Below are 6558 nucleotides of genomic sequence, written 5' to 3'. Positions count from 1 at the left end.
TCTTCCCTCTTCCCTCTTTCTTCTTCCTTCTTCCTTCTTCCTTCTTCCTTACCTTTGCTATACAAGACCGATGCTACCGGACATGATATGACTAACTAATACATATTCTTGTAAACTTGTAGCAGTTTGATAATCAACAAATTTGCCTCCTCTATCAAATTTAGCTGTGCTTGGAGACAAAAATTCTATGATTAAAGACGGATAACGAATAAAGTCTTCAGTTAAGCTTAAATCCCGTTCATCACAAGTTACTGCCACATCAGGATAATAATAACAATTAGCTTCTTCTAGTCGAACTTTAATATCGGAAGTAAGTACAATACAGTCATTATCAAGAAGATGATTTCCCAATAATATGTCTAAATTATGAGTAATAATAATGTGGGGTTTCTTTGCCCCTACCCTTGCATAAATTTTGCCCCGTCTATACTCATTTTTAATCGGACTTTATCGCTCTTCAGCTAAATAGTCTTCTGGAGAAACATAGAATTGATTTTGGTTAGCTACCATTGAGTTTTAGTTTGCTATTTAGACTTTTATATTATATAATAGAGTTGTCGCTAAATAGAGGGAAAAAATCGCTCCAACCTAGACAGAGCAATAATTTCAAGGCCTTTTTAGCCACCAATAGCTACAATCCTTATATAACAAGGTTTTTGGGGGTTTTTGAAGTTATAAAGCGACAAGTCTAATATTAGCTATGTTTAATCAAAAAAACTGATAATTAGAGATAGTTTTCATTATTCATTATCCATGAATTATGATTGCAATTAAAAACTCTCAATATCTTACCGAAAAATTGTGGTCTAAAGCCTCCCCTTTTAAGAGGAGAAAAAAAGAGAATACCCCTTATGCCAAGCCTCCTTATTCCACGAGGTACTGATAACTGAAATGACTCCCCAAGAATATTTGGAATGGGAAAAAAAACAACCGATTAAATATGAATATATTGACGGTGAAGTTATAGCTATGACTGGGGGAACTATTCCCCACAGTGAGATTGTCGCTAATCTGACAACAGCATTAAAAAATCATTTGCGCGGGAAAGGTTGTAAAGTATTAGTGGCAGATGCAAAAGTGGAAATATCTGAACAAGGACTATTTTTTTATCCTGATGTAATGGTTAGTTGTGATGAACGAGATAAAAAGGCAAGAAAAGCGATTAAATATCCTTGTTTAATTATTGAGGTTTTATCTCCAGGAACAGAATCTTTTGACAGAGGAAAAAAATTTCAAAATTATCGTCGCATTTCTACTTTGAAAGAATATGTTTTGGTGAGTGCTAATGAAATAATGCTTGAATCTTTTCGGTTGAATGAAAAGGGAGTGTGGGAGTTTTATTCTTATTTGGAAGGGGATAATATTGAGTTGAAAAGTGTTAATTTTAGTTTTCCTATAGATTTAATTTATGAGGATGTGTTTTTAGGGGAATAGAGGATTTATTGATTTATTTTTTCCCATGCTTATTCTTCTAGTTCATACCATTCTTCGGCTAATTGCAAGTCACGTTTTGCTCGTTTTATCGCTCCGATGCGTAGTTCTTCTTTGAGATTTTCTGATAAGTTTTGCTTGATGTAAAAATTTAGAGCTTTATTAATTAATTGCTCCAGATTTTCTTGAGGCATTGTTTCCTCAATTAATTGCATTGTTGCTTCTGGAATAGTAATGTTAAGTTTTCTGTCCATAGCTGACAAAAAAATAGGTTAATTATACACTATTATAAAGATTGATGTAAATTTTTTAGCACATATTTGGAATAGTGGCAATTGGGAGCGATCGCCAATTTCAGTTATCAGTTATCAGTCGTCAGGAGGGAAGAGTTAGCGATCGCCTATTTCCCTCAAAGAAAATTGATTTGAAATTACCTAATTTCAACTATTCTCTAAAGATGATTTCTCCATCTCTGCATTATAGCAATGTGCGCTGGCATATTTACAAATTACAAGAACTGTCCAATAGCTAAAAGTCTTGTATTATCGGTCTTTTATTCCCCCAGATGAGCTGTTGCCAGATGAGCTGTTGCCTGCGCACAGCGCTATATTTGCAAACTCATTTCATCAGATAAATATTCTTAATAAATAATCCAGTCATCTTGAGATGACTTTAGCAATTAGCTTAGGATTTTAATCCTTGTCTATCTTGGCTATACCAGGAACTTTTTGATAGATTAATTCAATCTGACAATTAAAATCTACACTGGCAAAATTAACTTTTTCTCCCCTGCTATAAGTTTGAGAAATCCAAATTCCTTGTTCATGTTTCCGAAAACATTCTATAGTCATCTCAGACTGACTAACTAATACATATTCTTGTAAACTTGTAGCAGTTTGATAATCAACAAATTTGCCTCCTCTATCAAATTTAGCTGTGCTTGGAGACAAAAATTCTATGATTAAAGACGGATAACGAATAAAGTCTTCAGTTAAGCTTAAATCCCGTTCATCACAAGTTACTGCCACATCAGGATAATAATAACAATTAGCTTCTTCTAGTCGAACTTTAATATCGGAAGTAAGTACAATACAGTCATTATCGCGCAGATGAATATTTAGTTCTGTGACTAAGTTACTAGCAATAATAACGTGGGGTTTCTTTGCCCCTACCATTGCATAAATTTTGCCTTGTCTATACTCATGTTTAATCGGATTTTTCGCTCTCCAGCTAAATAGTCTTCTGGAGAAACATAGAATTGATTTTGGTTAGCTATCATTGAGTTTCCCTCTGCTATTTTTACTGTTATATTATATCAATAATTGGAAAGAGCGTATTAATCAGGAGTCAGGAGGGAAGACTTGGCGATCGCCTATTTCCCTCAGATAAAATAGATTTTTTATTACCTAATTTCAACTATTCTCTAAAGATAATTTCTCCATGTCTGATATTATTTGCAAACTAATTTCATCAGATTAAGTCATCTTGAGATAACTTTAGCTATTAGCCAAGGATTGAAATTTTTGGCTTGGCTTGGCTCTAACATTAATCTCCCTATTGCTCCAGAATTGTGTACCTCATCAATTCTAAAACTGCTATGATTCAAAGGTAATATTGAGAATAAATTGCATAATGCAAAATCCTATCGACAGCCAAACTTTCAAACTGAATCGCACCATTCGAGTGCTTGGTCTGGTTAGCTTATTCACCGATCTGGCCAGCAAGATGGTCTATCCTCTGACTCCAGTCTTCCTGACAAGCGTCTTGGGATCTCCTATCTGGACAGTCGGTGTCGTCGAAGGCATTGCAGAAAGTACGGCAAGTATTCTCAAGCTCTATTCCGGCTGGATGTCTGACCGAGTCGGTCAACGTAAACCCTTTGCTGTTGCAGGTTATGGATTGGGGGCAGTGTCCAAACTAGGATTGGCTTTGTCTGGAGTATGGGTTCATGTTTTGACAGCCCGTCTAATAGATCGAGTGGGGAAAGGATTACGAGCTGCTCCCCGTGATGCTTTGATTGCTGAGAACTGCGCTCCCGAACGACGCGGTCAAGCTTTTGGGTTGCATCATAGCCTGGAAACAGTGGGAGAAGTGGTGGGACCGTTCCTGGGAATTCTGTGTTTGCAGCAGTTTGCGGGAAATTATCGGAGTGTGTTTGCGATCGCTCTTTTGCCTGCATTATTAGGAATCGTCTTGCTACTGTTCCTGGTTAAAGAACCTAAACCAACTGCACGAACTGAACAGTTGAAAAAAAGACCGCAATTTACCCTGCGAGGACTTAACCCAATTTATCAACATTACTTATTAGTTATTGGATTGTTTAGCCTGGGTAATTCTTCAGATGCTTTTTTGCTGATTCGGGCGCAGGGTTTAGGATTCAGTGGCACACAGCTTTTGTTGCTCTATGCACTGTTTAACTTGGTTGAAACTTGCCTGGGGTTAGTTGCGGGGCGTTTATCAGATAGAGTCGGTCGGCGACCACTATTAATCACCGGCTATCTAGTCTTTGCAGTTGTCTACCTGGGATTTGCAGTGGTTCAGCAGGCTGGAGCCATCTGGGGTTTGTTTGCTCTTTATGGGCTGTATTCAACATTGACACGAGGGGTGCAGAAAGCATTTGTAGCTGACCTGGTTCATCCAGAACGGCGAGGTGCAGAAATTGGTACGTTTTATATGCTGGTAGGTTTAGCAGCCTTGCCTGCGAGTTTGATTGCAGGCTGGCTCTATGCTCAAGTTTCTCCGGCTGCACCTTTCTATTTGAGTGCAGGGACAGCAGTTGTTGCAGCAATTTTACTCAGTCGTATTAGGCGTTCATCGTAACTGCTCAGGATAGAATAACTCTCAAGCATTTTTTGATCGTAAAATTTCTAAGTACCACTAACAAACTTTTCTCAAATTCTGTTCATTGTAAACGATACCTAAATTATTGAAAATAATTTCCCAGTAGAGAGGATAACTTTCCTTAGTATATACTTCTTGCGCTCTAACAAAACAAGCGATAGCCTGTTCGAGATTATCTTGTCTATCTCCTGTTATCCTATCTAGATAAGCATTTCCCAGATTATTTTGAGTAGTTGCCCAGTCTGTAGGAAACTGTTCGCGAGTACGTACTTTGAGAGCCAAATTATAACAAGCGATCGCCTGTTCAATATTTTCCTGTTGCTCTCCTGCGATCCGATCGTGGTAAGCGCTACCCAGATTATTTTGAATACTCGCCCATTCTTGAGGTAACTTTTCTAGAGTTCTGACTCTTAAAGCTTTCTGATAACAATTAATCGCATTCTCTAAGTTTTCTATTCTTTTCCCCATGCTACGTTGTTGATAGGCATTACCAAGATTATTGTTAGTGCTTGCCCATGCTTCAGGTAATGTAGAGTAAGTCCTAACTTGAAGTGCTTGATAATAGTAAGCGATCGCCAATTCGATATTTTCTTCTGGGTTTCCGACAATGCGTTTATGGTAGCTAGTACCCAAATTATTTTGGATAGTTGCCCAAGTTATCGGAAATTGTTGACGGGATAAGACTTGTAGAGCATTTTCATAGCCTACAATTGCTATTTCTACGTTATTACTTTGATTACCAAAAGGAAATTGTAAAATCAGGTTACTCAAATTAACAACATCTAGAGCAATATTTTGTGCTAATTGAGGCTCCATTTTTTGGATATTTTCTCCAGGCCAAGTTCGCAGCACTGTTAGGAAATTTTGATTCAGCTTATCTTGATTATATTCTAGTACAGAATACACCGCTTCAGGCTTTCCTTCATTCTCTGAGATTACTTGTAAAACTTGCATGAGTAAATTTCGATATATTTCCCGATTTACAGGTTGGGAAGCATATTCTAAGTTAGTCTCTAACATTATCGCCAAATTTTGCAACCATTGAGCATTCAAATTACCAATTCTGTTGTTCATTTTTGCTATTTGTTTCATTACTTGAACTAATTTATGGTCTATCAAGTTTTGATTAGCTTGCAAAATTTTATTTTCATCACCACTAGGGCAAACTAATAAAGATTGAATGAGACCAACATAACTAGAGATATTTTGTTGATTCATGATTTTTTCCTCAGAGCTTTTTTCTAGGCACAATTACTTTGGTGTCTAGTAGACATATTGTTTTTCTATTTGAAATAAATGCTTACCCTGATGAAAAACTTTTATAGCAGTGGCAGGAAAGGGCGCGGAAATATCAAAAGCTTAAAACTCAGACAACGCCAGATTTTTTCTTCTGCTATAAATAATTGAAATATTAATCATTATTGTAGCATCCTGATTTAATTTGTAAACATACCTTTGAAGGAAATACGCAACAAATAATCAAGTATATAAAGATTTCCTGTAGAGAAAGAGCTACATTTTTATTTGCTCATTTTCAGAGAAATTTGAGTATTCAAAATTTTGAATGTACCATTTTTTGATTAAGTTGTGTTTAATTAAAGATTAAAGATTACTGTAGGGTGGGTTAAGTAGAAATAATTTCCCACAATACAATTATAAGTTCAAAATTATAGCAGGGAACAGGGAACTGTGAGAAAAAGATTTTCCTGTCTAAAGGTTCATTATCAACATAAGTCCTAACCAACTCGTTCCTTGCTATAGCCAATTTTCCAGAAAATTTTATATCTCAATATTTAACCTTATTTATGTATATTTTCTGTGATCAGAAATTGTTTCCGTAAAACTTAAAATTTGGAACCAAAAAATTTTAATAAAGTTGATGAATTTTTGTTTTATAGCAAAGAAAAAGTTGGTGAAGACATCTCAAAAGCTTAAAAATCTGGCGTTGTCTGATTTTTCCTTCTCTCCCAGAAAACTAAAGCCTTCTTCATTTCTTCTGTTATAAATTATAACTTTTGTGCACCAAGTGGCCTAACTTATACCTAACTTGGCCAATATTATCAAACTTATTGCTATTGCTACAGTATTTAATACTTTAGAGACAAAGTGATGATAATCTATTCCAAAACACTATATTTAATGGCCAGTTGCTCTTAACAACCTTTTAGAGCAGCTTTGCTCGAAGCAGGCAAAAGAAAGGAGACCTCCTTATACTAATTCACTTAAAAAATGTCACAAATAGTTGGTGGCTGATGAAGTCAAATAATAGACTGAAATTACTGTACA

General features: G+C 36.0%; 7 protein-coding genes. 3 read left to right on the top strand and 4 right to left on the bottom strand.

The window, feature by feature from the left end; all coding sequences use genetic code 11:
* Nucleotides 1-57: 57 nt before the first annotated feature.
* A complete protein-coding gene (locus tag D5R40_RS15290) occupies nt 58-441 on the bottom strand; it encodes a Uma2 family endonuclease (RefSeq protein WP_275670473.1) in 384 nt (127 codons plus the stop codon).
* A 450-nt stretch (nt 442-891) separates the two neighbouring features.
* On the opposite strand from D5R40_RS15290, the gene D5R40_RS15285 reads away from it, so the two are divergent.
* Nucleotides 892-1434: a Uma2 family endonuclease gene (locus tag D5R40_RS15285; RefSeq protein ID WP_124147738.1), complete on the top strand. Its 543-nt coding sequence runs from the start codon at nt 892-894 to the stop codon at nt 1432-1434.
* 29 nt (nt 1435-1463) lie between these two features.
* Here D5R40_RS15285 and D5R40_RS15280 read toward each other — a convergent pair whose 3' ends face one another.
* On the bottom strand, nt 1464-1685 hold the full coding sequence (locus D5R40_RS15280; RefSeq protein WP_124147737.1) for a hypothetical protein: 222 nt from the start codon (nt 1683-1685) through the stop codon (nt 1464-1466).
* Between the two features lie 74 nt (nt 1686-1759).
* On the opposite strand from D5R40_RS15280, the gene D5R40_RS15275 reads away from it, so the two are divergent.
* Nucleotides 1760-1963: a hypothetical protein gene (locus D5R40_RS15275; protein ID WP_124147736.1), complete on the top strand. Its 204-nt coding sequence runs from the start codon at nt 1760-1762 to the stop codon at nt 1961-1963.
* 160 nt (nt 1964-2123) lie between these two features.
* Here D5R40_RS15275 and D5R40_RS15270 read toward each other — a convergent pair whose 3' ends face one another.
* Nucleotides 2124-2606, bottom strand: a complete 483-nt coding sequence (locus D5R40_RS15270; protein WP_339379644.1) for a Uma2 family endonuclease — start codon at nt 2604-2606, stop codon at nt 2124-2126.
* 457 nt (nt 2607-3063) lie between these two features.
* On the opposite strand from D5R40_RS15270, the gene D5R40_RS15265 reads away from it, so the two are divergent.
* Nucleotides 3064-4251, top strand: a complete 1188-nt coding sequence (locus D5R40_RS15265; RefSeq protein ID WP_124147734.1) for an MFS transporter — start codon at nt 3064-3066, stop codon at nt 4249-4251.
* A 57-nt stretch (nt 4252-4308) separates the two neighbouring features.
* On the opposite strand, the gene D5R40_RS15260 is transcribed toward D5R40_RS15265, so the two are convergent.
* Complete coding sequence (locus D5R40_RS15260) at nt 4309-5490, bottom strand: tetratricopeptide repeat protein (protein ID WP_124154848.1); 1182 nt, start codon at nt 5488-5490, stop codon at nt 4309-4311.
* Between the last annotated feature and the right edge of the window lie 1068 nt (nt 5491-6558).

The sequence above is a fragment of the Okeania hirsuta genome (assembly GCF_003838195.1).
Lineage (GTDB): Bacteria > Cyanobacteriota > Cyanobacteriia > Cyanobacteriales > Microcoleaceae > Okeania > Okeania hirsuta.
Note: the sequence above shows the minus strand (reverse complement) of the source record. Positions and strands in the feature narration are given on the sequence as shown.

Bases quoted from the DNA above. Each gene is read 5' to 3' on its own strand.
- D5R40_RS15285 (WP_124147738.1), top strand. From the start codon at position 892: ATGACTCCCCAAGAATATTTGGAATGGGAAAAAAAACAACCGATTAAA.
- D5R40_RS15280 (WP_124147737.1), bottom strand. From the start codon at position 1,685: ATGGACAGAAAACTTAACATTACTATTCCAGAAGCAACAATGCAATTA.
- D5R40_RS15270 (WP_339379644.1), bottom strand. From the start codon at position 2,606: ATGGTAGGGGCAAAGAAACCCCACGTTATTATTGCTAGTAACTTAGTC.
- D5R40_RS15265 (WP_124147734.1), top strand. From the start codon at position 3,064: ATGCAAAATCCTATCGACAGCCAAACTTTCAAACTGAATCGCACCATT.
- D5R40_RS15260 (WP_124154848.1), bottom strand. From the start codon at position 5,490: ATGAATCAACAAAATATCTCTAGTTATGTTGGTCTCATTCAATCTTTA.